Origin of the sequence: Streptomyces sp. Ru72 (assembly GCF_002920635.1) — a bacterium.
Taxonomy (GTDB): domain Bacteria; phylum Actinomycetota; class Actinomycetes; order Streptomycetales; family Streptomycetaceae; genus Streptomyces.
On sequence record NZ_PQSR01000039.1, the window covers coordinates 34,402 to 60,931 of the forward strand.

General features: G+C 71.0%; 19 protein-coding genes. 8 read left to right on the forward strand and 11 right to left on the reverse strand.

The genetic code is table 11. The features are described from left to right. Positions 1–53: 53 nt before the first annotated feature. The gene (locus C3488_RS19545; protein WP_103841123.1) at positions 54–4,994 is read right to left on the reverse strand and encodes an NAD-glutamate dehydrogenase; all 4,941 of its coding nucleotides are present in this window, start codon (positions 4,992–4,994) and stop codon (positions 54–56) included. Positions 4,995–5,618: 624 nt separating this feature from the next. On the opposite strand from C3488_RS19545, the gene C3488_RS19550 reads away from it, so the two are divergent. Beyond that, positions 5,619–6,185 carry a DJ-1/PfpI family protein gene (locus C3488_RS19550; protein WP_103841125.1) on the forward strand — a complete coding sequence of 189 codons (567 nt, stop codon included), beginning with the start codon at positions 5,619–5,621 and terminating at the stop codon, positions 6,183–6,185. Positions 6,186–6,276: 91 nt separating this feature from the next. Here the strand turns inward: C3488_RS19550 and C3488_RS19555 are convergent, their stop codons facing one another. Together C3488_RS19555 and C3488_RS19560 are read right to left on the reverse strand one after the other, a co-directional pair. After that, positions 6,277–6,942: an HAD family hydrolase gene (locus tag C3488_RS19555; RefSeq protein WP_103841127.1), complete on the reverse strand. Its 666-nt coding sequence runs from the start codon at positions 6,940–6,942 to the stop codon at positions 6,277–6,279. Between the two features lie 67 nt (positions 6,943–7,009). Beyond that, on the reverse strand, positions 7,010–7,525 hold the full coding sequence (locus tag C3488_RS19560) for a DUF6912 family protein (RefSeq protein ID WP_103841129.1): 516 nt from the start codon (positions 7,523–7,525) through the stop codon (positions 7,010–7,012). Between the two features lie 285 nt (positions 7,526–7,810). On the opposite strand from C3488_RS19560, the gene C3488_RS19565 reads away from it, so the two are divergent. Then, positions 7,811–8,482, forward strand: coding sequence for an Rv3235 family protein (locus C3488_RS19565; protein ID WP_103841131.1), 672 nt, complete (start codon positions 7,811–7,813; stop codon positions 8,480–8,482). A gap of 77 nt (positions 8,483–8,559) precedes the next feature. On the opposite strand, the gene secA is transcribed toward C3488_RS19565, so the two are convergent. Next, a complete protein-coding gene (gene secA, locus C3488_RS19570; protein ID WP_103841133.1) occupies positions 8,560–11,370 on the reverse strand; it encodes a preprotein translocase subunit SecA in 2,811 nt (936 codons plus the stop codon). Between the two features lie 319 nt (positions 11,371–11,689). Between secA and C3488_RS19575 the strand changes: the two genes are divergently transcribed. Both C3488_RS19575 and C3488_RS19580 read left to right on the forward strand, forming a co-directional pair. Continuing rightward, the gene (locus tag C3488_RS19575) at positions 11,690–12,268 is read left to right on the forward strand and encodes a GNAT family N-acetyltransferase (RefSeq protein ID WP_103841134.1); all 579 of its coding nucleotides are present in this window, start codon (positions 11,690–11,692) and stop codon (positions 12,266–12,268) included. 56 nt (positions 12,269–12,324) lie between these two features. Further along, positions 12,325–13,527 carry a winged helix-turn-helix domain-containing protein gene (locus C3488_RS19580; RefSeq protein WP_103841136.1) on the forward strand — a complete coding sequence of 401 codons (1,203 nt, stop codon included), beginning with the start codon at positions 12,325–12,327 and terminating at the stop codon, positions 13,525–13,527. 21 nt (positions 13,528–13,548) lie between these two features. Here the strand turns inward: C3488_RS19580 and C3488_RS19585 are convergent, their stop codons facing one another. From C3488_RS19585 to mtnA, 7 genes are all read right to left on the reverse strand, one after another. Further along, complete coding sequence (locus C3488_RS19585; protein WP_103841138.1) at positions 13,549–14,295, reverse strand: response regulator transcription factor; 747 nt, start codon at positions 14,293–14,295, stop codon at positions 13,549–13,551. Positions 14,296–14,501: 206 nt separating this feature from the next. Beyond that, a complete protein-coding gene (gene hpf, locus C3488_RS19590; protein WP_200417734.1) occupies positions 14,502–15,194 on the reverse strand; it encodes a ribosome hibernation-promoting factor, HPF/YfiA family in 693 nt (230 codons plus the stop codon). A gap of 315 nt (positions 15,195–15,509) precedes the next feature. Next, entirely contained in the window at positions 15,510–16,367 is an 858-nt protein-coding gene (locus C3488_RS19600) for a ComF family protein (protein WP_103841165.1), read from the reverse strand. Positions 16,368–16,484: 117 nt separating this feature from the next. Continuing rightward, positions 16,485–18,317 (reverse strand): LpqB family beta-propeller domain-containing protein, encoded by a 1,833-nt coding sequence (locus C3488_RS19605; RefSeq protein WP_258053513.1) that lies wholly within the window; start codon positions 18,315–18,317, stop codon positions 16,485–16,487. Further along, the gene (gene mtrB / locus C3488_RS19610) at positions 18,307–20,361 is read right to left on the reverse strand and encodes an MtrAB system histidine kinase MtrB (RefSeq protein ID WP_103841144.1); all 2,055 of its coding nucleotides are present in this window, start codon (positions 20,359–20,361) and stop codon (positions 18,307–18,309) included. The genes C3488_RS19605 and mtrB overlap by 11 nt, the downstream gene beginning before the upstream one ends. Positions 20,362–20,363: 2 nt before the next feature. Further along, positions 20,364–21,053 carry a two-component system response regulator MtrA gene (mtrA, locus tag C3488_RS19615; protein ID WP_308460676.1) on the reverse strand — a complete coding sequence of 230 codons (690 nt, stop codon included), beginning with the start codon at positions 21,051–21,053 and terminating at the stop codon, positions 20,364–20,366. Between the two features lie 8 nt (positions 21,054–21,061). Beyond that, positions 21,062–22,207 carry an S-methyl-5-thioribose-1-phosphate isomerase gene (gene mtnA, locus C3488_RS19620; protein ID WP_103841148.1) on the reverse strand — a complete coding sequence of 382 codons (1,146 nt, stop codon included), beginning with the start codon at positions 22,205–22,207 and terminating at the stop codon, positions 21,062–21,064. A 140-nt stretch (positions 22,208–22,347) separates the two neighbouring features. Between mtnA and C3488_RS19625 the strand changes: the two genes are divergently transcribed. From C3488_RS19625 to C3488_RS19640, 4 genes are all read left to right on the forward strand, one after another. After that, the gene (locus C3488_RS19625) at positions 22,348–23,688 is read left to right on the forward strand and encodes a glycerophosphoryl diester phosphodiesterase membrane domain-containing protein (RefSeq protein ID WP_103841150.1); all 1,341 of its coding nucleotides are present in this window, start codon (positions 22,348–22,350) and stop codon (positions 23,686–23,688) included. A gap of 4 nt (positions 23,689–23,692) precedes the next feature. Then, positions 23,693–24,409 carry a DUF4129 domain-containing protein gene (locus C3488_RS19630; protein ID WP_103841152.1) on the forward strand — a complete coding sequence of 239 codons (717 nt, stop codon included), beginning with the start codon at positions 23,693–23,695 and terminating at the stop codon, positions 24,407–24,409. After that, on the forward strand, positions 24,406–25,596 hold the full coding sequence (locus C3488_RS19635; protein WP_103841154.1) for a DUF4350 domain-containing protein: 1,191 nt from the start codon (positions 24,406–24,408) through the stop codon (positions 25,594–25,596). Before C3488_RS19630 ends, C3488_RS19635 begins: the two co-directional genes overlap by 4 nt. After that, the coding region (locus tag C3488_RS19640) for a MoxR family ATPase (protein ID WP_103841156.1) at positions 25,596–26,530 on the forward strand (935 nt) is incomplete at its 3' end. The genes C3488_RS19635 and C3488_RS19640, both read left to right, overlap by 1 nt.

The following is a 26,530-nucleotide window of genomic DNA, read 5'->3' on the forward strand; positions in this document are numbered from 1 at the left end:
CGCACACGGAGGCACCCCCCTCACCGAGGGGCGCCCCCGTCGTCGTACCGGTCCTAGCTGTGCGTCCTCAGCAGGGTCCGCATCGTGCGCATCGCCACCGAGAGGTTCGCGAGGTCGAACGAGTCCGAGTTCGAGATCTCGTCGAGCGTCGTACGCGCCCGCGACAGGATCGCCGCGTTCTTCTCCTCCCACGCCTTGAAGCGCTGCTCCGGCGTCGACGTGCCGTTGCCTGCCGCCAGGACCTCGGCCGTCAGGGCGGCGTGGGCCGCGTACAGGTCCTCGCGGATCGCGGCGCGGGCCATCGACTGCCACCGGTCGGCGCGCGGCAGTTCGATGATGCGGTCCATGAGCTGGGTGATCCTGAGCCGGTCGGCGAGGTCGTAGTAGACCTCGGCGACGTCCATCGGATCCTTGCCCATGCGGTCGGCCACCGAGACGATGTCGAGCGCCGGGAAGGCGGAGGAGAACCCGGCCACGCGCGTGGCGAGCTCGTCCGGCACGCCGGCGCCCGTCAGCTCGTCGTAGATCTTCTGCCACCACTCCAGGTCCGCGCCGCGCACCAGCTTCGGCAGCTCGCTCCAGACCTGCTCGACGCGCTCGGCGAAGAACGCGACGGTCTCGCCGAGCTGCAGCGGCTGCGGCCGGTTGTTGAGCAGCCAGCGCGTGCCGCGCTCGACCAGCCGGCGGGAGTGCAGCCGGATGCGGGTCTGCACGGCGGCGTCGACCTTGTTGTCCAGGGCCTCCACCGCGTCCCACACGGGGGCGGAGCGGAAGATCGCGCGGGCCGCGGTCTGCGCCCGGACGATCTCCTCCAGCGAGGCGCCGGTCTCCTCGCGCAGGCGGTGCAGGTAGGTCGTACCGCCCGTGTTGACCGTGTCGTTGACCAGGACGGTCGTCACGATCTCGCGGCGCAGTGCGTGGCCGTCGATCTGTTCGGGGAACTTCTCGCGCAGCGCGGTCGGGAAGTACGCGTGCAGCAGGCTGCGCAGGTACGGGTCGTCGGGCAGCTGCGTGTCCAGCAGCTCCCGGGCAACGGTGATCTTCGTGTACGCCAGCAGGACGGCCGTCTCCGGGCCCGTCAGGCCCGCTCCGGCGGTGAGCCGCTCGCGGATCTGCCGGTCGGTGGGCAGGAACTCCAGCGCCCGGTCGAGGTGGCCCTCGCGCACCAGGTAGCGGATGAACCGCTGCTGGGCGTGCAGCATGTCCTTCGACTGGAACAGGGCGTTGGCGATCGCCACGTTCTGCGCGTAGTTGTTGCGCAGCACCAGGGCGCCGACCTCGTCGGTCATCTCGGCGAGCAGCTGGTTGCGCTGCTTGACGGTCAGGTCGCCGTTGGCCACGACCGAGTTGAGCAGGATCTTGATGTTCACCTCGTGGTCGGAGGTGTCCACGCCCGCGCTGTTGTCGATCGCGTCGGTGTTGATCCTGCCGCCGTGCTGGGCGAACTCGATCCGGCCGAGCTGGGTCAGGCCCAGGTTGCCGCCCTCGCCGACGACCTTGACGCGCAGGTCATTGCCGTCCACGCGGATCGCGTCGTTGGCCTTGTCGCCGACGTCCGCGTTCGACTCCGTGGAGGCCTTGACGTAGGTGCCGATGCCGCCGTTCCACAGCAGGTCGACCGGTGCCTTGAGGATCGCCCGCATCAGGTCGGCCGGGGTCATCTTGGTGACCTTGCCCTCGATGCCCAGCGCCTCACGGATGTGCGCGTTGATCTGGATCGCCTTGGCCGTGCGCGGGAACACACCGCCGCCTGCCGACAGCAGCTCGGTGTCGTAGTCCGCCCAGGACGAGCGCGGCAGCTCGAACAGGCGGCGGCGCTCGGCGTAGGAGGTCGCCGCGTCCGGGTTCGGGTCGATGAAGATGTGCCGGTGGTCGAAGGCCGCGACCAGGCGGATGTGCTCGCTCAGCAGCATGCCGTTGCCGAAGACGTCTCCGGACATGTCACCGATGCCGACGACCGTGAAGTCCTCGGACTGGGTGTCCAGGTCCAGCTCCCGGAAGTGCCGCTTCACGGACTCCCAGGCGCCGCGGGCGGTGATGCCCATCTTCTTGTGGTCGTAGCCCGCCGAGCCGCCGGAGGCGAAGGCGTCACCGAGCCAGAAGTTGTACTTCTCGGCGACCTCGTTGGCGATGTCCGAGAACGTCGCGGTGCCCTTGTCGGCCGCGACCACCAGGTAGGTGTCGTCGCCGTCGTGCCGCACCACGTCCACCGGCGGCACGACCTCGCCGGCCACCATGTTGTCGGTGATGTCGAGCAGCGCGGAGATGAACGTGCGGTAGCTGCGGATGCCCTCCGCGAGCCAGGCGTCACGGTCCTTGGCCGGGTCCGGCAGCTGCTTGGCGACGAACCCGCCCTTGGCGCCGACCGGCACGATGACGGTGTTCTTCACCATCTGCGCCTTGACCAGGCCGAGGATCTCGGTGCGGAAGTCCTCGCGCCGGTCGGACCAGCGCAGGCCACCACGCGCGACCTTGCCGAAGCGCAGGTGCACGCCCTCGACGCGCGGCGAGTACACCCAGATCTCGTAGGCCGGGCGCGGCGCCGGCAGGTCCGGGATGGCCTGCGGGTCGAACTTCATGGAGACGTAGTCGTGCGGCTTGCCGCCGTGCGCCTCCTGGAAGAAGTTGGTGCGCAGCGTCGCCTTGATGACGGTGAGGAAGGAGCGCAGGATCCGGTCCTCGTCCAGCGAGGCGACCTGGTCGAGGGCGGCGTCCAGCTCCTCCAGCAGGGCGTCCGTGAGCTCCAGGCCGGCCCGCTGCCGCCCCGGAGACATCCGCGCCTCGAAGAGGGAGACCAGCAGCCGGGTGGTGTGGACGTTGTTGCGGAGGGTGTCCTCCATGTAGTCCTGGCTGAAGGTCGAACCGGCCTGGCGCAGGTACTTGGCGTAGGCGCGCAGCACCATGGCCTGCCGCCAGGTGAGGCCGGCGCTCAGGACGAGCGCGTTGAACCCGTCGTTCTCCGCCTGCCCGGTCCACACCGCGGCGAACGCGTCCTGGAACCGCTCGCGGCCGTCGTCCCCGAGGTAGTCGCCGTTGCCGGCCACCTCCTTGGGCAGCCGGAGACCGAAGTCGTAGATCCACGCGGTCGTACGGTCCTGGCAGCGCAGCTCGTACGGCCGCTCGTCGATGACCTCGACGCCGATCCGCTGGAGCACCGGCAGCACGGCGGACAGGGAGACGGACCCGCCCTTGCGGTAGATCTTGAAGCGGCGCTCGCCGGGGCCGGTGCCCACGGGCTCGTACAGGCTGAGGGCGAAGTCCTTGCCGCCCTCCTCGTCGGTGAGCTGTTCGAGGTGGACGAGGTCGGCGACCGCGGCGCGCGGGGTGTGGTCGGCCTTGTAGCCCTCGGGAAAGGCGTTCGTGTAGCGGCGCTGGAGCTCCGCGGCGCGCTCCTCGCCGAGCTCGGCGGTCAGCGCCTCGCTGAAGGCGTCGGTCCAGGAGCGGGCGGCCTCCACCAGGCGGGCCTCGATGCGCTCCTTGTCGGCGTCGGACAGCTCCGGCAGCTCGGTGCCCTGCGGGACCCGGACCACGAAGTGCAACCTCGACAGGATCGACTCGGTGTTCCAGGCGGTGAAGTCGACGCTGGTGCCGCCCAGCTCCTCCTTCAGGATGTCGATGATGCGCAGCCGGACGCCCGTGGTGTAGCGGTCCCGCGGCAGGTAGACGAGGGCCGAGTAGTAGCGCCCGTACTCGTCCTGGCGCAGGTAGAGCCTGAGGCGGCGGCGCTCCTGGAGGTAGAGGACGGAGGTGACGATGGAGCGCAGCTCGTCGGCCGGGGTCTGGAACAGCTCGTCGCGCGGGTAGGTCTCCATGATCTGGAGCAGGTCCCGGCCGTCGTGGCTGTTGGGCGAGAACCCGGCGCCCTTGAGCACCTCGTCGACCTTGCGCCGGATGACCGGCACGCGCAGCACGGACTCGGTGTAGGCGGCGGAGGAGAACAGGCCGAGGAAGCGGCGCTCGCCGACGACGTTGCCGTTCTCGTCGAACTTCTTCACGCCGACGTAGTCGAGGTACGAAGGCCGGTGCACGGTGGCGCGGCTGTTGGCCTTGGTGAGGACCAGCAGCTTGTGCTCGCGCGCCTTGGCGCGGGCGTCGGCGGGCAGGCGCTCGAAGGACGGGCTGACCGGGTGCTGGTCCTCGCCCGCGTGGTGGGGGTCCGATCGCAGTATGCCGAGCCCGGTGCCGGGGACGGCGGCCAGCGTGTCGTCGTCGCGCAGCTGGTACTCGCGGTAGCCGAGGAAGGTGAAGTGGTCGGCGGACAGCCACCGCAGCAGCTCGCCGGCCTCCTCGATCTGCGCCTGCGGAAGGTCGTCGGGGACGGGCTCCTTCTGGAGGCTCTCGGCGATGCGCAGCGCGCAGTCGCGCATCTTCTCCCAGTCCTCGACCGCCTCGCGGACGTCGGACAGGACGCGCAGCAGGTCGGAGGTGATCTGCTTGAGGTCGGAGCGGTCGGTCTCGCGGTCGATCTCGACGTGGATCCAGGACTCGACGTGCGCGTCGTGCGGCAGCTCTGTCCCGGGGGCGTCGGGCAGCACCTCGATGAGCTTGCCCGTCAGGTCGCGGCGGACGACGAACTGCGGGTGGATCACGACGTGGATGCCGCGGCCCTGGCGGGACAGCTCGTTCGTCACGGAGTCGACGAGGAACGGCATGTCGTCGGTGACGACCTCGACGACGGAGTGGCTGCAGGTCCAGCCGTTCTCCTCGACGGTCGGGGTGTGCACGCGCACGTTCGCCGTGCCCTGCGGACGCGTCTCGGCCAGCCGGTAGTGCGAGAAGGCGGCGCCGAAGACGTCCACCGGGTCGCGGTCGGTCAGGTCTTCGGGGGCGGTGTGCAGGTAGTAGCGCTGGAGGAACGCGAGCACGGTCTCCCGGTCCGGGGTGCCCTCGTCCGTCGTCCCGGTCGGTAGGCGCCCCCCGACCGGGCTGTTCTCAGCTACCCGGGCGGCCCTCTCGAGCAGCTCGGCCTTGGCTTCGTCCAGCTTGGTCTGCATTGTCCTCTGGCTCCTGTCGCGCGCCGTTGCGTGACGTAGAAGGAAGTACGGTCTCTTCTCCGACGTAACGCCGCGACGCGGGGTGTCCGGTCTGCTTCGACGCTATGCCGCATGGAGAGAAGTGCGGGGTGTTATCGGCCATATCCGGCGCCCGCAGCGACTGTGACGCTGTTCTCGGCGCGCTCGGCGCCTTCCGCGTCCCCGGCGCCCCGGTTGCCCCGGCAGGCGCCTGCGGCGCCCTGTCCGACCGGCCCCGCCTGTGAAGACCAGCGACCGCCGCCCGGTCACGGAGGTGGTCCGTGCTCACCGGGCGCAGGGCAGGGACGGCGACGTCCCCGCGAGCTATCGCGCTGATCACGCCACAAGGCTATCGCTCCCCGTGGGGGGCACGTCATGAGCCGTATGTGTACAAAACAGGGGGTGCAACTTTGACGTTCTGCACAGGGGCATCGAGGGCGATGCCGTGCAGGGCGCACGGTGCGAGCATGGCTGTACGGGCTGTGTGAGCCGCCAGGAGGCGGTGCCGGGCAGTGCGCGGCCCCTTGGCAAGCGCCTGCGGCCGAGGCACGTTGCCAGAAGCAACCCGACGCAGCCGTCCGCACCAACGAGGGGAGCGCGGCCACCATGACGCAGAAGGTCCTGATCGTCACCGGCGACGCGGCGGAATCACTGGAGGTCCTCTACCCGTACCAGCGCCTGCGGGAGGAGGGCTACGAGGTCCACATCGCGGCCCCGACCCGCAAGCAGCTCCGCTTCGTCGTCCATGACTTCGAACCCGGCTTCGACACCTACACCGAGAAACCCGGCTACAGCTGGCCCGCCGACCTCGCCTTCTCCGAGGTCGACCCCGGGGACTACGTCGCCGTCGTGATCCCCGGCGGGCGCGCCCCGGAATACCTGCGCAACGACCCCGAACTCCGCAAGATCCTCAAGTCGTTCTTCGACACGGACAAGCCCGTCGCCCAGATCTGCCACGGTCCCCTGCTCACCGCGGCGGTGGACGCCCTGCGCGGACGGCGCGTCACCGCCTATCCGGCCCTGGAACTGGACATGCAGGCGGCCGGGGCCGACTTCCAGGACACCGAGGCGGTCGTCGACGGCACGCTCGTCTCGTCCCGGGCCTGGCCCGACCACTCCGCCTGGATGCGGGAGTTCCTGACCGTCCTGCGCGCCAAGGCGCCGGTGACCTGAGCCCGCCACCCGGGTGCGGCGCCCGCCGGGCGCCGCACCCTTCCGCCGATGGGCCGCCCGCGGCACTGACGGCGAAGCGCTCGGACACGCCTCAGGCCGCCAGGCGCTCCGCCTCCGCGACCGCCTCCTGAAGCGTGTCCACCACCGGCACGCCGACCTCCTCGAGGCTGGCGCGGCTGTGGGAGCCCCCGGTGTACAGCACGGCCCGTGCCCCGACGTGGCGGGCGGCGACCGCGTCGTCCGCGGCGTCCCCGATCACCACCGTGCGCGCCGGGTCCACGCCGTGGAGCATCCGTATGTGGCGGACCATGTGCTCCGCCTTGCTGCCGCCGGACGGCCCGGTGCGTCCCTGCACCCGCACGAAGTGCGCCTCGATCCCGAGCGCCCGCACCATCGGGACCAGTTCCTCGTGCCCGTACATGCTCAGCAGCGACTGGCTGCGGCCCGCCGACCGCCATCCCGTCAGCAGCTCCACCGCGCCCTCGGTGAGCCCGCAGCGGACGCGGTGCTCCGCGTAGTACCGGTGGAAGACCTCGTCCATCAGCTGCCACTCGGTGTCCGTCGGCAGCCGCCCCATCAGCCGCTCGTAGAACCTCGGGACCGGCACGCAGTACAGCGCCCGGTACTGCTCCAGCGTGATCGGTTCCAGCCCCAGCTCGGCGAACGCCGCGTTCGTCGCCCCGATGATCGCGTCATTGTCGTGGAACAGCGTCCCGTTCCAGTCCCACACAATGTGCGCGCTTCCGTACGTCCCCATGCCATGAAACGTACCCGGCGGCACCGACAATCACCGGTGCGCGCCCCGGCGGCCGGGAGAACGCCGGTCAGTGCGTGGAGCCGAGCAGGTTCGGGATCTCCTGCGTGGCGTACCAGAGCAGTTCGTGGTCCTCGGCGCCGTCCACGACGAACTGCGCGTCGTCGTCCCCGCGGTCGGCAGCCGCGAGCGCCTGGGCCGCCGCGGTCACGTCCTCCTCCGCGTCGGACGCGTCGACGTGCACCGCGGCCGCCTTGGCCAGCGCCACGGGGCCGGTGACACGCACCTCGCCCAGAGCCGACGGGTCGAGTCCGCGGTCGGGATCGGTGGTCGCCGCGCCGTCGGGGACGTCGACAGCGACCACGACCCGTCGCCGCGGCGTCTCCGCGTCGGCCGCCAGCAGGCGCAGCGAGGCGAGCGCGGCCCGGCTCAGCGCCGCGTACTCCAGTTCCTCGATGTCGTCGGAGAGGTACCACTCGCGCAACGCGGGTGTGACTGCGTACGCGACGACCTGACCGGCGCCCAGCTCGCCCGTCTTGTACGCCTCGGCGAGACCGGAGAGGGTCAGGGGGACGTAGACGCGCATGGCGAGCCGCTTTCGTAGTCGGTCAGGGGTCACCTCAGGATACGTGCGGGCGTCCCCCTTCGGGTCCCGCCCGCACCCCTGGGCGGCGTCAACCGGGGCGGGCACGGATCACCCTGTGAACCGGGCCGTCGCCGGTAATTGGGCCCGCGTCTCACCCTGATAGGTGAACTCTCCGGTCCGCCCCGCAGGCTCCCGGCTTCGTTGCGGGGCGGTCGCCCGACCCGTACAAGATCCCCAAGAGGTTACCGACCGGTACTCACCGGCCTCGCGAAACGGGGATCCGCCATGCACAAGGTGATGACCAGGAACCAGGCGATGACCAGGACGAAGCCCGCCCCGGGCGCCCGCCCGCCGGTCCGCCACGACACGCGCCGCCCGGGCAGCACGCCGCGTCGCGCGGAACCGGGCCAGGGCCCGTCGCGGACGAGGACGCTCCAGCGGCCGTCCGCCACGGCGGCGGGTGCCGTGCCGAGGCATGGCACGCCGGCAGGCGCCCTGCCGACGGGTGCCACGCCGGCGAGTGCCACGTTGGCGAGTGCCACGTCGGGCAGTGGCTCGGCTATTGCCGTGTCGCCGCCCGAGCAGGCCGCCCAGGGGCCGCTCAGGCCCGCGCCGCACGTCCGCCCCACCGACGTCTTCGCCGACCGCCTGCTGTCCGTGCTGAGCGGTCAGCGGCCCGTGCACAGCATGCTCCGGCACACCGTCGGCCGGGCCTACGACGACCTGGCCCGGCTCGCCGAACGCGGCCCCCTCCGCACCCGCGGCACCCGCCCGGTCGTCCGCGACATCGGCTACTACGTCCCGCGCCCCGGGGCCATCGAGGCATTCGCCCGTATCGGCGCGGGCGACCAGCTCCGCGCGATGGCGTTCCGCCTGGAATGCGGCCGGGACCACCGCTGGCGCTGTACGGCGGTGGAACTGGGCGGACCGCGTGCACCGCACGGGGACGACGTGTGAGGCGGGAACAACCGTGCCGTAGGAACAGTGAGGGGCCGCGCACCCTCGGGTGCCCGGCCCCTCACCACGCGACGCTGTTACTTCTTGCGGCGCCGCCCGCCCTTGGCCTGCTTGCGGCGCTCGGCACGGGTCAGGCCGTCCGCCTCCGAGCGGATCGGCTCGCCGTCACTGGAGAAGTCACCCTCGACGATCCCGCCCTCACCGTCCACGGTCGGCGCGGAGAAGTGCAGCCGCTCGTGGCGCTGCGGGGCCTCCAGGCCCTTGGCGCGGATCTCCGGGCGGGCCGCCTGGGCCGCCACGGCCTCCTCCTTCTCCAGGGAAGGCTGGGCGTCCTCGACGGGAACCTCCTCGACCTGCTGCTCGACCTGCACCTCCAGGTTGAACAGGTAGCCGACGGACTCCTCCTTGATGCCCTCCATCATGGCCTGGAACATGTCGAAGCCCTCACGCTGGTACTCGACCAGCGGGTCCTTCTGCGCCATGGCGCGCAGGCCGATGCCCTCCTGGAGATAGTCCATCTCGTAGAGGTGCTCGCGCCACTTGCGGTCCAGCACCGACAGCACGACCCGGCGCTCCAGCTCACGCATGATCTCGGAGCCGAGCTGGGCCTCGCGCTGCTCGTACTGCTCGTGGATGTCGTCCTTGATGGACTCGGCGATGAACTCGGCGGTGAGACCGGCACGGTCGCCGGCCGCCTCCTCCAGTTCCTCGATGGTGACCTTCACCGGGTAGAGCTGCTTGAAGGCGCCCCACAGCCGGTCCAGGTCCCAGTCCTCCGGGAAGCCCTCCTCGGTCTCCGCGGCGACGTACGCGTCGATCGTGTCGTCCATGAAGTGCTGGATCTGCTCGTGCAGGTCCTCGCCCTCCAGGACGCGGCGCCGCTCGCCGTAGATGACCTCGCGCTGCCGGTTGAGGACCTCGTCGTACTTGAGGACGTTCTTCCGGGTCTCGAAGTTCTGCTGCTCGACCTGGGACTGGGCGGAGGCGATCGCGCGCGTGACCATCTTGTTCTCGATCGGCACGTCGTCCGGGACGTTCGCCATCGACATCACGCGCTCGACCATCTGGGCCTTGAACAGGCGCATCAGGTCGTCGCCCAGCGAGAGGTAGAACCGGGACTCGCCGGGGTCACCCTGACGGCCGGAGCGACCGCGCAGCTGGTTGTCGATGCGGCGGGACTCGTGGCGCTCCGTGCCGAGGACGTAGAGGCCGCCGAGGGCCTCGACCTCCTCCTTCTCGGCCTTGACCGCCTGCTCGGCCTTCTCCAGGGCGGCGGGCAGGGCCGCGGCCCACTCCTCGATGTGCTCCTCGGGGTCGAGCCCGCGCTGGCGCAGCTCGGCCTCGGCGAGGTCCTCGGGGTTGCCGCCGAGCTTGATGTCGGTACCACGGCCGGCCATGTTCGTCGCGACCGTCACGGCGCCCTTGCGGCCGGCCTGGGCGACGATCGCCGCCTCGCGCTCGTGGTGCTTGGCGTTCAGCACCTCGTGCTGGATGCCGCGCTTGCTGAGCTGCTGCGACAGGTACTCGGACTTCTCGACCGAGGTGGTGCCCACCAGGATGGGCTGGCCCTTCTCGTGCTTCTCGGCGATGTCGTCGACGACCGCCTCGAACTTGGCGACCTCGGTGCGGTAGATCAGGTCCGACTGGTCCTTGCGGATCATCGGCTTGTTGGTCGGGATCGGGACGACGCCGAGCTTGTAGATCTGGTGGAACTCGGCGGCCTCGGTCATCGCCGTACCGGTCATGCCGGAGAGCTTCTTGTAGAGGCGGAAGAAGTTCTGCAGGGTGATCGTGGCGAGCGTCTGGTTCTCGTCCTTGATGTCCACCCCTTCCTTGGCCTCGATCGCCTGGTGCATGCCCTCGTTGTAACGGCGGCCGGCGAGGATGCGGCCCGTGTGCTCGTCGACGATCATGACCTCGCCGTCGATGACGACGTAGTCCTTGTCGCGCTTGAAGAGCTCCTTGGCCTTGATCGCGTTGTTCAGGTAGCCCACCAGCGGGGTGTTCACCGACTCGTAGAGGTTGTCGATGCCCAGCCAGTCCTCGACCTTGCTGACGCCGGACTCGTGGATGGCGACCGTGCGCTTCTTCTCGTCGACGTCGTAGTCGCCGGTCTCCTCGATGCCCTTGAGCGGGTTGCCCGCCTCGCCCTTCTTCAGGCGCGTGACCAGCTTGGCGAAGTCGCCGTACCACTTGGTGGCCTGGTCGGCCGGGCCGGAGATGATCAGCGGTGTACGGGCCTCGTCGACCAGGATGGAGTCCACCTCGTCGACGATCGCGAAGTTGTGCCCGCGCTGGACGAGCTCGTCCTTCGACCACGCCATGTTGTCGCGGAGGTAGTCGAAGCCGAACTCGTTGTTCGTGCCGTAGGTGATGTCGCACGCGTACTGCTCGCGGCGCTCGGCCGGGGTCATGTTGGCGAGGATGCAGCCCACGGACAGACCCAGGAACTTGTGGACGCGGCCCATCATCTCGGAGTCGCGCTCGGCCAGGTAGTCGTTGACCGTGACGATGTGGACGCCGTCTCCGGAGATGGCGTTGAGATACGCGGGGAGCGTGCCGACCAGGGTCTTGCCCTCACCGGTCTTCATCTCGGCCACATAGCCCATGTGCAGGGCGGCGCCGCCCATCATCTGCACGTCGTAGTGCCGCTGGCCGAGGACGCGCTTGGCGGCTTCACGCACGGTGGCGAAGGCCTCGGGAAGCAGGTCGTCGAGGCTCTCGCCGTCGGCGTACCGCTGCTTGTACTCATCGGTGAGGGCCCGCAGCTCGGCGTCGGAGAGGTCGACGAAGTCCTCTTCGATGGAGTTGACCTGGTCCGCGATGCGGTGCAGCTTGCGCAGGATCTTGCCTTCGCCTGCACGCATGATCTTCGAGAGGACGGACACGGGGGTTTGTCTCCTTGCCGGTCGGGCCTGGGACGGTCGGTTAAATGACAGCTTGAGCAACGGCCATCGTAAGCGAGGACCCCGCCGCGCCGGGAGGTCTGCCACCGACAGCCACTAGGACAACGGACGGGCGTGGCGGAAGGTGCCGCGTCCGTGCCACGAAAAGTAACCGCGCAGTCACGAGGTGACGAGGCAGGCGCGGACGACGGCGTGGCGGGTGCCACGGGGCGCGCGGCGGACCGGCAGCAGCGGCGACCGCGGCCAGGCCTGACACGGAAAAATCATGGCGACCGGGCGGGGGCCCTAGCAGAATCAAGCGATGGACCCCGTCACCCTGACCACCGAACGCCTCCTGCTGCGCACCGTGGGCACCCAGGACACCGACGCGGTGTACGCGGCAGCCCAGGACCCCGACATCCAGCGCTGGACCACGATCCCGTCTCCGTATCTGCGTGAACACGCGGAGCTGTTCGTCGAGCAGATCGCACCGGACGGCTGGAGGGACGCCTCCATGTTCACGTTCGGCGTCTTCCTTCCGTCCGGGGAACTGGTGGGCATGCTCGGTCTGACGATGCGCTCGCTGGGCGTCGCCGAGGTCGGCTTCTGGGCGACGAAGGAGCACCGGGGCAACGGCTACATCACCGAAGCCACGCTCCGCGCTGCGCACTGGGCTTTCACCCACCTGTCGGTCGACCGCGTGGAGTGGCGCGCCGAGGTCGGCAACGCGGGCTCGCGGGCGGTCGCGGAGCGCGCGGGCTTCACCATCGAAGGGGTGCTGCGGTCCGCGATCAACAACAAGGGGGTGCGCCGGGACTGCTGGGTCGGCTCCCTGCTGCCCTCGGACCTGGACCTGCCGTCGTCGGCGGCGTACCTGCCGGCGCGGACACCGGCGCCGTAGGCGCGGGCTCTCACAGCTCGTCCCGCGTTGTCAGTGCCGCCCCCTACGGTGTGACCATGCCGAGTCTCCCCCGCCCCACCATGGAACTGACCGCCGACGAAGCCCGCCGTATCGCCCTGCGGGCACAGGGCTTCCTCGGTGCTCCCGACCGCAGGGCCGGTGTGCGTGGCCTGCTGCGCCGGCTCGGCGCCGTCCAGCTCGACACCATTTCGGTCCTGGCCCGCTCACACGAACTCATTCCGTACGCCCGCCTCGGAGCCATAGGCCGCAAGGCGGTCGACTCGGCGTACTGGACACGTTCGTCCGACGGCCGGTCCACGGCCGGCCCGCACGCGTTCGAGTACTGGTCGCACGCCGCCTGTGTCCTGCCCATCGAGGAGTGGCCCCACTTCGCCTTCCGCCGCCGCGCCTACCGCTCCCGCCCGCACTGGAGCCACACCCTGCCCGACGGTGCCTACGACCAGGTCATCAAGCAACTGCGCACCGAAGGCCCCCTGACGGCCACGGATCTGGGCGGTGCGAAGAAGACCAGCGAGTGGTGGGACTGGTCCGGCACGAAGGTCGCGGTGGAGCGCGCGCTGATGTACGGGGAGGTGGTGTGCGTCGAGCGCCGCGGCTGGAAGCGGGTGTACGACCTGGCCGAGCGCGCCGTGCCCGAGGCGCTGCTGCACGACGAGCTGGACGACGCCGAGTGCCTGCGCCGCCTCGTCTCCCTGGCCGGCCGCTCCCTGGGCGTGGGCACGCGCGCGGACATCGCGGACTACCACCGTCTCAAGGGCGAGCAGGTCGATGCCGTGATCGCGGACTCGGGCCTGGTCCCGGTGACGGTCGAGGGCTGGGGCAATCCCGCCTGGGCGGATCCGGAGGCGCTGCGGACCCCGCCGCGCGGCCGCCACCGGACGACACTGCTGTCGCCGTTCGACTCGCTGATCTGGGAGCGGGCGCGCACGGAGCGGATCTTCGGCTTCACCCACCGCCTGGAGGCGTACGTCCCCAAGCAGAAGCGGGTGTACGGCTACTTCGCGATGCCGGTCCTCGCCGGCGGCCGGCTGGTCGGCCGGGTGGACCCCGCACGCGAGGGCCGCACGCTGGTCGCCCGGCAGGTCACGCTGGACGGTGCGAAGGCGGTCCCGTCGGTGGCCCAGGCGCTGCTGGAGGCGGCGAGCTGGGTGGACTGCACCGACGTCCGTGTGGAGCGATTGGACGCCCCCGAACTGCGCGAGCCGCTCGTCCGGGAGCTGGCTCGTGCCCTGGGCTGATCCCTGGCTCGTCCGGACCCGCTAGCGGATCTCGAGGATCTTCTCCCGCATCGCGTAGACCACGGCCTCCATCCTGGAGTGCAGCTGCAGCTTCTCCAGGATGTTGCGCACGTGGTTCTTCACGGTGTTCTCGGAGATGAACAGCTCCTTGGCGATGTCCCGGTTGTTCATTCCGGTGGCGACGAGCTTGAGGACCTCCAGCTCCCGGTCGGTGAGCCTCGGCGCCGGGACCAGTCGGCGTTCGTCGGTCTTCTGGATCATCGACTTGAACTCGGTGAGGAGCTTCGACGCCATGGAGGGGCTGATCTGCGACTGACCGTCGGCGACCGCGCGAATGGCGGTGGCCACCTCGTCGGTGGAGATCTCCTTGAGGAGGTAACCCGTGGCGCCCGCCTTGATCGCTTCGTAGAGATCGGCCTCTTCGTCGCTGATCGTCAGCATGATGATCTTTGCGCTGGGCGCCACCTCCTTGATGGAGGTGCATGCCTCGATGCCACCCCGCTTGGGCATCCGCACGTCCATCAGCACGATGTCCGGCAGCAGGTCGGCCGCCTTGTCGACCGCTTCCGCGCCGTCCCCGGCCTCGCCGACGACCTGGATGTCCTCCTCGGCCGCCAGCACGATCTCCAGGCCGCGGCGGAAGAGGGCGTGGTCGTCCACGACGAGAACGCGGATCGGCTCCTTCTGTGCGGGGCCCGTCTCCGGGACCGTGCCGGCCACGCCGTCGCCGGCGTCCTCGTCCTGCGTCGGTCCGAAGCTGTCCGCCATGTTCCTCCCCCTGAAGGCTGTGGCCTGTGGTCCTGCTGCCATCGCCAACCCAAGGCAACGGCCCACCGGTTGAGCCGTTGTGACCATGATTCCATGCCGGGGCGACAGTCAGGTGACAGAGCGCGGCGCGAAGTGGTGGCACACCGGTGCCCCTGGGGGCGCATGGGCTCACCAGGGGCACCGGGTTCAGCCAGGACCCCGCGGGCTCAGCCGCGGAGCGTTCCGCCCGCGTCGGCCGCCTGTGCCTCGGCCACCATCTGGTCGGTGCTGAGGTGGATGACGCCGTAGTCGTAGGCGTGCCGCCGGTAGACGACGCTGGGTTGCTTGGTCTCGGAGTCGACGAACAGATAGAAGTCGTGCCCGACCAACTCCATTTCGTAGAGTGCCTGGTCGAGTGACATCGGAGACGCGACGTGGGTCTTCTCGCGGACGACGAGGGGGCCTTCGCCCTTCACCTCGAGGGATCCGATCTTCTTGGTCGGTACGGCGTCCGATTCCTCTTCCGGTACGAGGCCGCCGTTGCCGTTGAGCGTCGCGGCTCCCGGGACGTGGTCGGGCACCTCGGCTGCCGTGAGCCTGCGGACCCCTCGGCGGGTGTGCCGCTTGTCGTGCTGCTTGCGCAGCCGGGCCTCCAGTTTCTCCGCCGCCAGGTCGAGTGCCGCGTACGGATCGCTTGCCGCTGCCTCCGCCCGGATCACCGGTCCACGAGAGCGCAGGGTGATCTCCACTCGCTCACAGCGGTCGGCCTGCCGCGGGTTGGGCTCCTTGGACACCTCGACATCGAGGCTGATCACCTTGGCATCCAGCTTCTGGATCTTGTCCAGCTTCAGCTTCTCGGCCACGTGCTTCCGGAACCGCTCGGGCACCTCGGTCTTGCGGCCCTTGACGACGATGTCCACGCAGAACTCCGTTCCCGGATCGCTCCGCATTCGTGGCGGAGCATCTCCCTTGTGCACCAGGCCCCGGCGAGCGCCGGAACCTCGGACTCGGTGACGTCCACCTCCTCCTCCCCCGGGGGCGAGGTCTCCACCCCACCGCTACGGGTGAATACAGAAAACCCGCAGCACGGCATTCGGACAAGGGAGGGACGGCCTGCGCCTTTCCCTCTCAACCGAACATATCTCGCCCGGACGGATGTCGTCACCCTCTACTGCGGCGTACCTCCGTTCAGGTGAATTGACCTGCTCATTACCTGCAACGAAGCAAGTTCTCGGTCAGTTCCGGTTTGTTTCGAAAGACTCCGGCGAAGCGGCGACCACGGCCGCGCGGATCCCGTCCTGGAGGCCGCTCCCAGCGGCCGTTCCCCACGGCCCCCGGGGCCGGTGCGCCGGTGCCGTCGCCTCCCTCGCTGTCCGTTCCCCCGTTGCTTCCCCTGGCACGCGCGCATACACCTCCATGTCAGCGCCGTCGGCGTCCGCGAGCGCCGCCCGTACCGCGCGTGCCGCCTCCGCCAGCGAAGCGCCCGTCGTCATCAGGTCGTCGACGAGGACGATCCGCCCGCCGGCCAGCAGCCCGGCGCTGCCCGCGGCCACCTCGAGGGCGCCCGCGAGATTGGTCAGCCGCTGCCGGGAGCCGAGTCCCGCCTGGTCGGCCACGGCCTGCCGCTGCCGCAGCACGGCCGCCACCCTGGCCGCCGTCCCGGCCCGGCGCAGCTGTCCCGCCGCCGCGAGCGCGATCCGCCGCGTCGGATCATGCCCTCGCGCCCGCACGGCCCGCCGCGCGGACGGAACGGGCACGAGCAGCACGGGTGCCGGACCGCCACCGGCGTGGGAGGCCACCGAGCCGTAGCAGGCCCGCACCGCCCCCGCCAGAGCCGTCCCCAGCGGTCCAGCGAGGGTGAGCGCGCCCCGTTCCTTGTGGGACAGGAGCGTGGCGCGCACCGCGCCCTCGTACGGCGCCGCCGCGTGCACCGGGGGCAGCCCCGCAGGCTCCGGCACCGGCCGCACCCGGCGTGGCGCGCTGCCGTGGAGGGCCGCACGGCACTCCGGGCAGAGCACCGTGCGCGGCCTGCCACAGCCTCCGCACTCGGCTGGCAGTACCAGGTCTGTGAGGTCCTGCCACCACCCCCGCATGGCGACCACTGTGCCAACGCCCGCAGCGGCCTGCCACCCCTGTGGAGAACTCCCTGTGGACAACCGGGCGGCGACCGTCGAACCACCGGCGCGCAGTCCTGCTCGGGGCGCGCGGCGTCACCCCGGATAGACCGGCTCAGTCCCCTCCTTGACCACCTTCTGCCACTGAGCCCCGGACGACAGGCGCACGATTCCGTCCTCCGAGTACGCCACCAGCGGCAGCCGCTCGTCCTCGGACGCCGCTATCTGCTTCACGCCGGTCAGCGAGGCGGGTGGATTGCCCACCGGCGTCGAGCCGTCGACCTGCACGTACCGGATCTGCTGCACCCCGCCGGCCTCGCTGCCGACCACCACCAGCCGGCTGTCACCGGCCCACGACATGGCCTTGACCTCCTCCAGCTGCGGGGTCACCGAGTGCAGTTCCAGGATCGACACGGCAGGCTGTCCGCCTCGCTCGCCGGCCCGCTCGATGCGCCCGATCTGCAGGGACGTCTTGCCGTCCTTCTCCACGATCAACGCGATCCGCACACCGTCGGCCGCCACCCGCACCGCGTCGATCCGCCCGTCGAGGCCCGGTGTACGGACCTCCACCGGCGTGCCCGCGCCCTGCTGCAGCATCACCAGCCGCGGGCGCCTCGGGTCACGGTCGGCCACCCACAGGTCGCCCCCGCCGTCCCAGCTGGGAGTCGTCAGCCGGTCCTGCTTCGACGCGCCGCCACTGATCACCACCGCGTTCCCCAGCGGGGCGCCCGCCGCCAGCGAGCCCACGTACAGGTACTGCCCGTCGGCAGAGACGCCGGCCGCGGTCTCCTCGTCCCGCGAGACGGCGGCCGCGCGCAGCGGCTTTTCTCCCTCGCCGAGCGGGCCCGGCACCGGTTGGGGCTGCTTGGAGGCGCTGCCGCTGGGCAGGCGCACCAGCCGCTGCCTGCCGTCGATGAAGTACTCGTACTCGGGTCGCCGGCCTGTGCCGTGCGTGGCGATGACCTTCGCCCGGTCCTCGTTGAGCGAGCACAGTTTCGTGCCCTTCGAGCCGCGCAGCTCCACCTGGCTCACGCCCGTGGGCGTCAGGTCCTGCAGGGTGAACAGCAGCTGCGCCGCCATCCTGCCGCACTGCGTCGCCCCGACCCGGTCGGCCTTGTCGTTGAGCGGCACCGTCAGCTTGTTCTGGTCGTCGGGCGACAGGGAGGTGACGTCCTTCCGCAGTGCCGTGCCCGAGGGGAAACTCGAGGTCGCCACGGGGTCCAGCCAGCGCGTGGGGCCCTTCAGCAGTGCGCGGACCGTGGACGTCACCGGGTCCACCTTGCTGCGCACGTACACCGGGTCCGCGACGGCACTCAGCTGTCCGCCCTCCCCCGCGGGCACGTTCGCGGCGTAGTAGTACTTGTTGACCGACACGTAGTTGCGCTGGAAGTCGGACCTGCCCATCACCACGCCCTGCGGCAGGGTGTCGATGCGCCACTGTCCGGTCTTCTTCACCAGCGTCAGGTGGACCGTGGCGCTGTACGCCCCCGAGTCCGGCGTGTAGGCGTGCTGCTCGTCCACCCTCGCGAGCTTGGTGCCGGTCAGCGCGTACATGTAGTCGTCCCCCGCCTCCCGGCTCCGGGGGTGCTCGGGCACCGTGTTCGGCCCGTCGGAGAGCACCGTGGTGGACACATCGGGGTCCCACCCGCGCGACGCGGCAGCCGTCAGGTACTTGCGTGCCGTCTCGTACTGCGGGTCGTCGCTGGTCAACGCCTCCAGGAAGCCCTGCACGATCTCCGCCGGCCCGGCGTTCTCACGCGGGGGCATCGCGAAGACGCGGACCTGCGCGTCCTGCCGGGGCGTCGACTCGACCCCCTGCAGATCCCCGCTGTCCGGCATCGAGGCGCACGCGGCCAGCAGTACGGCACCAAGGCCGGCGTACGCCCCCCTCAGCAGCGCACGCCGCCGGCCGCCCCCCTCAGCGCCCACGAAACGCCTCCCCTTGCTCACGCTCGTCGGGTCCGCCGCCACCCCTCGGCGGCTCCTGTGTTCTGTCGTCCGGGCGTCGCGAACCCCCGGCGGGCCGTGGCACGACGCGCGCCCCGCTGCCGGGCATCGCCGTCGGGTCCGCGGTCGGCGTCACGGTCAGCCGCGGCGCGATCGGGTCACGCGTCCCCGCCTTCTCACCGGTCGACTGCGCGGGCACCGTGGCGCGCTTGCCGGAGCCGCCCTGCGGCAGTCCGGCGTCGCCGAGACCGCGGTTGCGCCGTGAGTCCAGCGGCTCCAGGGGTATCGGAGAGCCCCGCAGCGGCTCGTCCGCGGTCCGCGGCAGCGTCAGCCGGAACTGCGAACCCCCTCCCGGCTCGCCCCACGCCTGCAGCCAGCCGCCGTGCAGCCGCGCGTCCTCCAGGGCGATGGACAGCCCCAGGCCCGTACCGCCGGTGGTACGCGCACGTGCCGGGTCCGCACGCCAGAAGCGGCTGAACACCCGGGTCGCCTCCCCGGGCTTGAGCCCCACGCCGTAGTCGCGCACCGCGACCGCGACCGCGCCGCCCGCCGCGGCGAGCTTGACGATGACGTCCTTGCCCTCGCCGTGCTCGACCGCGTTCACGACCAGGTTGCGCAACACCCGCTCGACACGCCGGGCGTCCGCCTCGGCCACGACGGGCTGCTGGTCGCCGACGACCCGGATCTGCGTGCCCTTGCGCTCGGCGAGCGGCTCGGCCCCGCTCACCACCCGGCGCACGACCTCCCGCAGATCGATCGGCTCGGCCTCCAGCGCCGCCGCACCCGCGTCGAACCGGCTGATCTCGAGCAGGTCCGCCAGCAGCGACTCGAACCGGTCCAGCTGGTCGGCGAGCAGTTCCGCCGACCGCGCGGTCACCGGGTCGAAGTCGACGCGCGCCTCGTGGATGACGTCGGCCGCCATCCGCACGGTCGTCAGCGGCGTCCTCAGCTCGTGCGACACGTCCGAGACGAACCGCCGTTGCATGCGCGACAGGTCCTCCAGCTGCTGGATCTTCAGCTGCAGGTTCTGCGCCATCTTGTTGAAGGCCTCGCCCAGGCGCGCGATGTCATCCTCGCCGGTGACCTTCATACGCTCCTGCAGGCGCCCGGCGGACAGCCGTTCGGCGATGCCCGCGGCCATGCGTACGGGGGTGACGACCTGGCGCACCACGAGCCAGGCGATGGCGCCGAGCAGTACGACGACGAACAGCCCCGCGGTGGCGAGCGTCCCCTTGACCAGGCTGAGGGACTTCTCCTCCTGGGTGAGCGGGAAGAGGTAGTACAGCTGGTACGGGTCGCCGTTCGGGTCGTTGATCTGCTTGCCGATGATCAGCGCGGGCTGGGTGGCCCGGCCGCTGTCGGTGTAGACGATGCGGGTGTAGCTCTGGGCCACGCCCATACCGGCGTCGACGCGCTTGCGCAGGTCCTCCGGCACGCTCTGGCTCGGATCCACCCCGCCCGACGCGCGCGGACCGAGGCCGCGGTTGTCGTTGTCCGCGGCGGTAGTGCTGAGCGTGACCACGTCGAAGGCACCCTGACCACCACTGGACAAGGACTCGACGAGGTCGCTCATCCACCCGCTGACGTTCTGCACCGGGTTGTTGCCCGTGCCGGAGTTGTCGTTGCCGTCACTCGCGCCGGCCGCGCTGTCGGCCCTCTGCCCGGCGACGGTGAACCCACCGACGGCCTGGCTCTGCGACGCCTTCACCTTGGCGTCCAGCAGACCGTTGCGGACCTGGCCGATGACGACGAAGCCCAGCAGCAGCACCACGCCGAGCGACATCAGCAGCGTGGTGACGACGATCCGAAGCTGGATGTTGCGCCGCCACAGCCTCATCATCGGCAGCAGCGGGCGGCGCACCCAGCGCATGACGAGCCGGAGGACCGGGCTGCCGTGGACTCCGCCCTGAAGCAGCCCGCCCTCGAAGAACCGTTCCCACCCCGAGCGCGTCGTCCGCCGACCGACAGGCCGCCCCGGGTGGGCTCCGGGCCGGCCGGGCGCCGGAGCGGCACTGTCCTGGCTCATGGTCAGCTCGGCCCGGCCTTATAGCCGACGCCACGCACGGTCACCACGATCTCCGGCTTCTCCGGGTCCTTCTCGACCTTCGACCGCAGCCGCTGGACGTGCACGTTCACCAGGCGGGTGTCCGCCGCGTGGCGATAGCCCCACACCTGCTCCAGCAGGACCTCGCGGGTGAACACCTGCCACGGCTTGCGCGCCAGCGCCACCAGCAGGTCGAACTCCAGCGGGGTCAGCGCGATCGACTGCCCGTCGCGCTTCACGGAGTGGCCGGCCACGTCGATGACGAGGTCACCTATGGCGAGCTGCTCCGGCGCAGGCTCCTCCGACCTGCGGAGCCGCGCCCGGATGCGCGCCACCAGCTCCTTCGGCTTGAACGGCTTCACGATGTAGTCGTCCGCGCCGGACTCGAGGCCCACCACCACGTCCACGGTGTCGCTCTTGGCGGTGAGCATCACGATCGGCACCCCGGACTCCGCCCTGATCAGACGGCACACATCGATGCCGTCCCGACCCGGCAGCATCAGGTCGAGCAGCACCAGGTCGGGCTTGGTCTCACGGAAGGCGGCCAGCGCCTTGTCACCGTCGGCTACGAAAGACGGCTCAAAACCTTCACCACGCAGCACGATGCCGAGCATCTCGGCCAGTGCGGTGTCGTCGTCGACGACAAGGACTCGTCCCTTCATGGACCACATCATCCCATTAACTAAATCGTTACCTGGCGTGACCTGTCACACAGCGCAGCGAGTGAATCGGCCGTCACAGGCGACGCGACGCCCTCCTCGGTGACGATCGCCGTCACCAGTTCCGGAGGCGTCACGTCGAACGCCGGGTTGTACGCCTGGGTCCCGAGGGGTGCCACAGGTATCCCGCCTCCCGCTTCCGCTCCAGCCACCTGCACCTGAGGTGCGGTGAACTCCGTCACCTCGTGCCCGGGCCGCTGCTCCACCTCGATGGACGCCCCGTCCGGTGTCTCCGGATCCACCGTCGTCACCGGCGCCACCACGATGAACGGCACGTGGTGGTACCGGGCCAGCACGGCGAGCGGGTAGCTCCCCACCTTGTTCGCGACCGAGCCGTCGGCCGCGATCCGGTCCGCCCCGATGAGTACCGCGTCCACCTCGCCCGCGGCGAACAGGGAGCCCGCCGCATTGTCCGTGAGCAAGGTGTACGCCATCCCGTTGCGGGCCGCCTCGTACGCCGTCAGTCGAGCACCCTGCAGCAACGGACGCGTCTCGTCCACCCACAGCCTGCGCAGCCGCCCCGCCCGGTGTGCGGCCAGCGCCACCGCGAACGCCGTGCCCTCCCCGCCGGAGACCAGCGAACCCGTGTTGCAGTGCGTGAGCAGGCGGTGCCCGCCGCCCGGGAGCAGCTCGTCCAGCAACGCCAGGCCGTGGCGCGCCATCCGCGCGCTGGCCTCGGCGTCCTCACGGTGCAGCGCCCGCGCGGCGGCGAGCGCCGCCTCGGCGGCCTGCCGCAGGTCACCGCCGTCGCCGAGCGCGGCCCGGTACGCGGCCTGGGCCCTGCCCACGCCGACGGCGAGGTTCACCGCGGTGGGCCGGGCGCCCGCGAGCGCGGCGGCGGCCTCGTCCACGTCGAAACCGCGCGCGGCGGCGAGCGCCACGCCGTAGGCACCGGCGATCCCGAGCAGCGGTGCCCCGCGCACGGCGAGCGTACGGATCGCGTCCACGAGCGCGGACGCGTCCGTGCACACGAGCTCCACCTCCTCGGCCGGCAGCCTTCTCTGGTCGAGAAGCGCCAGAACCGGGCCTTCGGGCGGCTCCTCCCAGCGGATCGCCGGTATCGCAACCGCCCCGTTTTCCTCGCCGGATCGCGCGTACTGATCAGCCATGCGGTCAGTCTGCCCCGTACACCGCCGACTATTGAAGGCATGCTGCGTGCACCACCCCCGGTTCCCCGGCGGACACAGCGTGGCACGATGGCTGCCAACCCGCCGCCGCGACCGCGGACGGGCACCGTGAAGGAGCGACGATGAACGACACTCCGGGCTGGGCCTCGCCCGGATCTTCCCCCTCCGACGGGCGGCAGCCGGACGTCCCCGGCGCGCAGACCCCGGAGCAGCCCTCGGACCAGAGCGGTACCGATCAGCCGCAGCCGTCGGCCACGTGGTCCAAGGCGCAGCCCCCGCCCGGACAGTGGACCGCTCCTCAGCCTCAAGGCCCCGGCCAGGCCCCGCCACCACCTCCGCCCGGCCCTGGCTGGGGCGCCCGTCCTCCCGCCGCTCCGGGCGGCCACGCAGGTCCCGGCGGTGGCTGGGGCGCACCCCAGCAGGGGTTCGGCGGCTACGGAAGCTGGGGCGGTGCCTGGGGCCCGCCGCCCGCGGCCAAGCCCGGCGTCATCCCGCTGCGCCCGCTCGGCGTCGGCGAGATCCTCGACGGCGCGGTCTCCACCATGCGCACTTACTGGCGCACGGTCCTCGGCATCTCGCTGACCGTCGCGGTCGTCACGGAGACCGTGGTCATCCTGCTGCAGGGCCTCGTCCTGAAGGACACCACCGACACGAACACCTTCAACGACCCCAGCGCCTCCATGAGCGAGGTGAGCCGCGCGCTGGGCGACGCGCTGCTGGGCTCCGCCGTGGTCATGCTGCTGGTGCTGCTCGGCACCATCATCGCCACGGCCCTGCTCACGGCCGTCACCAGCAGGGCGGTGCTCGGCAGGCCGGTGACCGCCGCCGAGGCCTGGCGCGACGCCCGCCCGCAGCTCGCCCGGCTCGGCGGGCTCACGATCCTGCTGCCGCTCATGGCCATGACGATCGTCGCCGTGGGCGCACTGCCCGGCATCCTCATCGCCTGGTCCGGGTCCACCGCGGCCGGCGTGTCGCTGGCCTTCCTCGGCGGCCTCGGCACCGGTGTGGTCGCTCTGTGGATCATGATCCGTTTCTCGCTCGCCTCGCCCGCGCTGATGCTGGAGAAGCAGGGCATCCGCAAGGCGATGAGCCGCTCGGTGAAGCTGGTGCGCGGCTCGTGGTGGCGGGTCTTCGGCATCCAGTTGCTCGCGCAGGTCATCGCGGGCATCGTGGCGTCGATCGTCGTGATCCCCTTCACCCTCATGGCCGGGGTCTTCAGCGGCGACGGCCTCGGCAGCCTCATGGGCGGCTCCACCGGGCACCCCGGCTGGACGTTCCTCATCATCAGCGGACTCGGCTCGGTGATCGGACGGGTGATCACGTTCCCCATCACCGCGGGGGTCACCGTGCTGCTCTACATCGACCAGCGCATCCGCCGCGAGGCCCTCGACCTCGAGCTGGCCCGCGCCGCCGGCCTGCAGAGCCACGGCTCCGACGTCCCCGGTACCACCGCGGGGAGCTGACGGGGTGAGACTGACGGGGGGAGTACTGAGAGCCGCACCGGTGCTGTGGCGCTCGGGCGACGGACCACCGGTGACGATCCCGCGCGACCCCGCGCGTGAGGCGGCCCGGCGCGAGCTGTCCAAACGGATGTACCACGAGAACGACCCCGGCCTGCTGCAGCGCGCCCTGAACGCCTTCTGGGACTGGCTGGACCGGCTCTTCGCCGAGGCCTCCACCGCGACGCCCGGAGGCCCCGTCGGCCTCCTCGTCATCGTGGTGGTGGTCCTGGCCCTCGTCGCGGCCCTGTGGTGGCGCCTGGGCACGCCGCGCCGCGTGCCCACCTCGTCCGCCACGCTCTTCGACGACCGGCCCCGCAGCGCCGCCGAACACCGCTCGGCCGCCGCGGCGCACGCCGCCCAGGACCACTGGAACCAGGCAGTCCAGGAACGCATGCGCGCCGTCGTCCGCTCCCTGGAGGAACGCGCCCTCCTCGACACCCGCCCAGGGCGCACCGCCGACGAGGCGGCATCCGAGGCAGGCCGCGCCCTTCCCGACCACGCGGACCGGCTCCGCGTCGCCGCCCGGGACTTCGACGACGTCACATACGGCGGTCGGGCCGCGGGCGAAGGAATGTACCGCCGGCTCGCCGTCCTCGACGACGACCTGGAACGCGCCAAGCCCCACCTCACCGGCAACGCCCCCAGCGCGGCCCGCAACACCCGCCAGGGAGCCGCCGGATGACCGCCGAGGCCCCAGTCGCCTCCACGTCGGCCTCGCCCACCGTGCGCCAGCTGTGGACCCGGACACGCGGTGTCCTGCTCGCCGTCGTACTCCTGCTGATCGGTGCCGTCGTGATCGCCCTGATCCGATCCGGCGACCGCCACGGCCGCCTCGACCCGCGCTCCGCCGACCCGTCCGGCAGCCACGCCGTCACCCGGCTCCTCGCCGACCGGGGCGTGTCCACGCGTGTGGTCACCACCCTCGACGAGGCGCGCGCCGCTGTCGGCACCGGCACCACGCTCCTGGTCGCCGCACCCGATCAGTTGACGCACCGTCAACAGAGCCTGCTGCACCAGGCGACGCAGAAAACCGGCGGCCGGACGATCCTGGTCGCTCCGGAGACGTCCGCCGGCACGCTGGCTCCCGGCGTCTCCGCCGACCCCGCCGTCAGTTTCGAATCGACACTGGCGCCCGTCTGTGAGCTGCCCGAGGCCCGTCGCGCGGGCACCGCCGACACGGGCGGGGTCCGCTACCGCACGAGCGATGCCCGCGCGGAGGGCTGCTACCCCAGCGGCGGTCTGCCCACCCTGGTGCGCATCCCGGCCGCATCCGGGGCCGGGGACACCGTCGTCCTCGGCGCGCCCGACATCCTCTACAACAACCGCCTCGGCGAGCAGGGCAACGCCTCGCTCGCCCTGCAACTGCTCGGTTCCCGCTCCCACTTGGTCTGGTACCTCCCCTCGCTCTCCGACACCTCGGCCACCGGATCGGGCGGCCAGAGCTTCCTCGACCTGCTCCCCTCGGGCTGGCTGTGGGGCACGCTGCAGCTCTTCATCGCCGCAGCCCTGGCCGCGCTGTGGCGGGCACGCCGATTCGGCCCGCTCGTCCCCGAAAAACTCCCCGTCGCGATCCGCGCCTCCGAAACCGTCGAAGGCCGCGCCCGCCTCTACCGCAAAGCCGACGCCCGCGACCGCGCGGCCTCCGCTCTGCGATCCACCACCCGCACCCGTCTCGCCCCCCTCGTAGGCATCCCCCTCGCTCAGGCGCACGCGCCCGAGGCCCTGCTCCCCGCTCTGTCCGCCCATCTGCACGGCGGCGGACAGTCCCTGCACTCCCTCCTCTTCGGCCCGCCGCCCGGCGACGACGCGGCCCTGATCGCCCTCGCCGACCAACTCGACGCCCTCGAAAGAGAGGTACGCCGTCCATGATGGACCCGACCACTGACAACGCCGGGACCGCCGGGGATCCGGGCGCGGCCCGCGCCTCCCTGGAGGCCCTGCGCGCCGAGATCGCCAAGGCCGTGGTCGGCCAGGACCCCGCCGTGACCGGCCTCGTCGTCGCTCTGCTGTGCCGTGGACACGTCCTGCTGGAAGGGGTCCCGGGCGTCGCCAAGACGCTGCTGGTCCGCGCGCTCGCGTCGGCCCTCGAACTCGACACCAAGCGCGTGCAGTTCACACCGGACCTGATGCCGAGCGACGTCACGGGATCTCTCGTCTACGACGCCCGCACCGCCGAGTTCTCCTTCCAACCGGGCCCGGTCTTCACCAACCTCCTCCTCGCGGACGAAATCAACCGCACCCCGCCCAAGACCCAGTCGTCCCTCCTCGAAGCCATGGAGGAGCGCCAGGTCACGGTCGACGGCACGCCGCGTCCACTCCCCGAGCCCTTTTTGGTCGCCGCGACGCAGAACCCGGTCGAATACGAGGGGACGTACCCCCTTCCCGAAGCACAACTGGACCGATTCCTGCTCAAACTGACGATCCCTCTGCCGTCCCGCCAGGACGAGATCGACGTCCTCACCCGCCACGCCGCGGGCTTCAACCCGCGCGACCTGCGCGCCGCCGGCGTACGCCCCGTGGCGAGCGCCGAGGACCTCGAGGCCGCACGCGCCGCCGTCGCCAAGACGACCGTTTCGCCCGAGATCACCGCCTATGTCGTGGACATCTGCCGGGCCACCCGCGAATCCCCGTCCCTCACGCTCGGCGTGTCGCCTCGCGGTGCCACGGCTCTGCTCGCCACGTCCCGGGCCTGGGCCTGGCTGACGGGCCGTGACTACGTCATCCCCGACGACGTGAAGGCACTCGCTCTCCCGACACTCCGTCACCGGGTCCAGCTGCGCCCCGAGGCGGAGATGGAAGGAGT

What these genes read in the sequence shown, in the direction of transcription:
- C3488_RS19625 (WP_103841150.1), top strand. Translation starts at nt 22,348, where the DNA reads ATGAACGACACTCCGGGCTGGGCCTCGCCCGGATCTTCCCCCTCCGAC.
- C3488_RS19580 (WP_103841136.1), top strand. Translation starts at nt 12,325, where the DNA reads ATGCCGAGTCTCCCCCGCCCCACCATGGAACTGACCGCCGACGAAGCC.
- C3488_RS19600 (WP_103841165.1), bottom strand. Translation starts at nt 16,367, where the DNA reads ATGCGGGGGTGGTGGCAGGACCTCACAGACCTGGTACTGCCAGCCGAG.
- C3488_RS19560 (WP_103841129.1), bottom strand. Translation starts at nt 7,525, where the DNA reads ATGCGCGTCTACGTCCCCCTGACCCTCTCCGGTCTCGCCGAGGCGTAC.
- C3488_RS19585 (WP_103841138.1), bottom strand. Translation starts at nt 14,295, where the DNA reads ATGGCGGACAGCTTCGGACCGACGCAGGACGAGGACGCCGGCGACGGC.
- C3488_RS19575 (WP_103841134.1), top strand. Translation starts at nt 11,690, where the DNA reads ATGGACCCCGTCACCCTGACCACCGAACGCCTCCTGCTGCGCACCGTG.
- C3488_RS19545 (WP_103841123.1), bottom strand. Translation starts at nt 4,994, where the DNA reads ATGCAGACCAAGCTGGACGAAGCCAAGGCCGAGCTGCTCGAGAGGGCC.
- mtrA (WP_308460676.1), bottom strand. Translation starts at nt 21,053, where the DNA reads ATGATGTGGTCCATGAAGGGACGAGTCCTTGTCGTCGACGACGACACC.
- mtrB (WP_103841144.1), bottom strand. Translation starts at nt 20,361, where the DNA reads ATGAGCCAGGACAGTGCCGCTCCGGCGCCCGGCCGGCCCGGAGCCCAC.
- mtnA (WP_103841148.1), bottom strand. Translation starts at nt 22,207, where the DNA reads ATGGCTGATCAGTACGCGCGATCCGGCGAGGAAAACGGGGCGGTTGCG.
- C3488_RS19635 (WP_103841154.1), top strand. Translation starts at nt 24,406, where the DNA reads ATGACCGCCGAGGCCCCAGTCGCCTCCACGTCGGCCTCGCCCACCGTG.
- C3488_RS19555 (WP_103841127.1), bottom strand. Translation starts at nt 6,942, where the DNA reads ATGGGGACGTACGGAAGCGCGCACATTGTGTGGGACTGGAACGGGACG.
- C3488_RS19565 (WP_103841131.1), top strand. Translation starts at nt 7,811, where the DNA reads ATGCACAAGGTGATGACCAGGAACCAGGCGATGACCAGGACGAAGCCC.
- C3488_RS19550 (WP_103841125.1), top strand. Translation starts at nt 5,619, where the DNA reads ATGACGCAGAAGGTCCTGATCGTCACCGGCGACGCGGCGGAATCACTG.